This window comes from Pseudomonas sp. NPDC087346, from assembly GCF_044744235.1.
Taxonomy (GTDB): Bacteria; Pseudomonadota; Gammaproteobacteria; order Pseudomonadales; family Pseudomonadaceae; genus Aquipseudomonas.
Genome location: NZ_JBIUXX010000153.1, coordinates 1 through 2678 on the forward strand (window position 1 = coordinate 1; position 2678 = coordinate 2678).

Genomic DNA, 2678 nt, shown 5'->3' on the forward strand with positions numbered 1-2678 from the left:
CCCCACAATCGCGGCCTTATGACCGTATAAGTGCGGTAGTGTTCCGACAATCTAACACACGGACGCCGTCCGTTCTGTTTTCCACAGGAGAATCCCGATGGCGCTAGAACGCTCCGACGTGGAAAAAATCGCACATCTGGCCTGCCTTGGCCTTAATGATGCCGATCTTCCACACATTACTTCCGCACTCAACAGCATTCTCGGGCTGGTCGACGAAATGCAGGCTGTTAATACCGACGGAATCGAGCCTCTGGCCCACCCGCTGGAAGCCAGTCAGCGCCTGCGCGCCGACGTCGTGACCGAGACCAATCATCGCGAGGCCTATCAGTCCATCGCACCAGCGGTCGAAAACGGCCTGTATCTGGTTCCGAAAGTCATCGACTAAAGGGAAAGAGCCTGCAATGCATGAAATGACTCTGGCCGAGATCGCCCGCGGTCTCGCCGATAAAAAGTTTTCCTCCGAAGAGCTGACCAAAGTCCTGCTGGCGCGTATCACCCAGCTCGACCCGCAGCTCAACAGTTTCATCAGCCTCACCGAAGAGCTGGCCATCGAGCAGGCGAAAGCCGCCGACGTGCGCCGTGCCAACGGTGAGAGCGGCGCCCTGCTTGGCGCGCCGATCGCTCACAAAGACTTGTTCTGCACCCAGGGCATTCGCACCAGCTGCGGCTCGAAGATGCTCGACAACTTCAAAGCCCCGTACGACGCCACCGTGGTCGCGAAACTGGCTGCTGCCGGCGCCGTGACCCTGGGCAAGACCAACATGGACGAATTCGCCATGGGTTCGGCCAACGAGTCGAGCTGGTACGGCGCGGTGAAAAACCCGTGGAACCTGGAACACGTACCGGGCGGTTCGTCCGGTGGCTCGGCTGCGGCCGTTGCCGCTCGTCTGTTGCCAGCCGCCACCGCGACCGACACTGGCGGTTCGATCCGTCAGCCGGCCGCGTTCACCAACCTCACCGGCCTGAAACCGACCTACGGTCGCGTTTCGCGCTGGGGCATGATCGCTTACGCCTCCAGCCTCGATCAGGGCGGCCCGTTGGCGCGCACTGCCGAAGACTGCGCAATTATGTTGCAAGGTATGGCTGGCTTCGATCAGAACGACTCCACCAGCATCGACGAGCCTGTGCCGGATTACTCCGCCAGCCTCGGCGATTCGCTGCAAGGCCTGCGCATCGGCGTGCCGAAGGAATACTTCAGCGCCGGTCTCGACCCGCGCATCGCCGAACTGATCCAGAACAGCATCAAAGAGCTGCAGAAGCTCGGTGCCGTGATCAAGGAAATCAGCCTGCCGAACATGCAGCACGCGATCCCTGCGTACTACGTGATCGCGCCGGCAGAGGCTTCCTCGAACCTGTCGCGTTTCGACGGCGTGCGCTTCGGCCATCGCTGCGAGAACCCGGAAAACCTGATCGACCTGTACAAACGCTCGCGTGGCGAAGGCTTCGGCCCGGAAGTACAGCGCCGGATCATGGTCGGTGCCTACGCGCTGTCCGCCGGTTACTACGACGCCTACTACTTGAAGGCGCAGAAAATCCGTCGTCTGGTGAAGAACGATTTCATGGCTGCCTTTAATGAAGTCGACATCATCCTCGGCCCGACCACGCCAAACCCGGCCTGGAAACTCGGCGCCAAGAACAGCGACCCGGTCGCTGCCTATCTGGAAGACGTCTACACCATCACCGCCAACCTCGCGGGCCTGCCGGGCCTGTCGATGCCGGCCGGTTTTGTCGACGGTCTGCCGGTCGGCGTGCAGTTGCTCGCTCCGTATTTCCAGGAAGGTCGCCTGTTGAACGTTGCCCACCAGTATCAGCTGAACACTGACTGGCACACCCGCACCCCACAGGGGTTTTGAAACTGCTGCGCTCGGTAATGCGGCGTTGAAAACTGGCTCGTAATGCTCATTGACTAACGTCAACTCCGCTTACTCGCCAGTTTTCGCCTTGCCTTACCTTCGCTCGCGACGTTTCAAAATCCCCTGTTAAGGCTTCTGAGGAGACACACATGCAATGGGAAGTCGTGATCGGGCTGGAGATTCACACCCAGCTCACCACCCGGTCGAAAATCTTTTCCGGTAGTTCCACGCAGTTCGGCTCCGAGCCAAACACTCAGGCCAGCCTGATCGATCTGGGCATGCCCGGCGTATTGCCGGTGCTGAACCAGGAAGCGGTGCGCATGGCGGTGATGTTCGGTCTGGCGATTGATGCCGAGATCGGTCAACACAACGTGTTCGCCCGTAAAAACTATTTCTACCCGGATCTGCCGAAGGGCTACCAGATCAGCCAGATGGAATTGCCGATTGTCGGCAAGGGCCACCTGGACATCGCCATGGAAGACGGCACGATCAAACGTGTCGGCGTAACCCGTGCGCACCTGGAAGAAGACGCCGGCAAGAGCCTGCACGAAGAATTCAACGGTGCCACCGGTATCGACCTGAACCGTGCCGGCACGCCGCTGCTGGAAATCGTTTCCGAGCCGGACATGCGCAGCGCCAAGGAAGCCGTGGCCTACGTCAAGACTATCCACGCGCTGGTGCGTTATCTGGGCATCTGCGACGGCAACATGGCCGAAGGTTCGCTGCGTTGCGACTGCAACGTGTCGATCCGTCCGAAAGGCCAGGTCGAGTTCGGCACCCGCTGCGAGATCAAGAACGACAACTCGTTCCGCTTCATCGAGAAGG

The 2678-nt window shown here is 60.1% G+C and carries 3 protein-coding genes; all 3 read left to right on the forward strand.

Annotated features, from left to right (window positions below):
• Window positions 1-97: 97 nt before the first annotated feature.
• The gene (gatC, locus tag ACIOZM_RS31640) at window positions 98-385 is read left to right on the forward strand and encodes an Asp-tRNA(Asn)/Glu-tRNA(Gln) amidotransferase subunit GatC (RefSeq protein ID WP_007901429.1); all 288 of its coding nucleotides are present in this window, start codon (window positions 98-100) and stop codon (window positions 383-385) included.
• A gap of 16 nt (window positions 386-401) precedes the next feature.
• A complete protein-coding gene (gatA, locus tag ACIOZM_RS31645; protein WP_401221571.1) occupies window positions 402-1853 on the forward strand; it encodes an Asp-tRNA(Asn)/Glu-tRNA(Gln) amidotransferase subunit GatA in 1452 nt (483 codons plus the stop codon).
• Between the two features lie 149 nt (window positions 1854-2002).
• A partial coding sequence (gene gatB / locus ACIOZM_RS31650) for an Asp-tRNA(Asn)/Glu-tRNA(Gln) amidotransferase subunit GatB (protein WP_401221574.1) occupies window positions 2003-2678 on the forward strand: 676 nt, incomplete at its 3' end.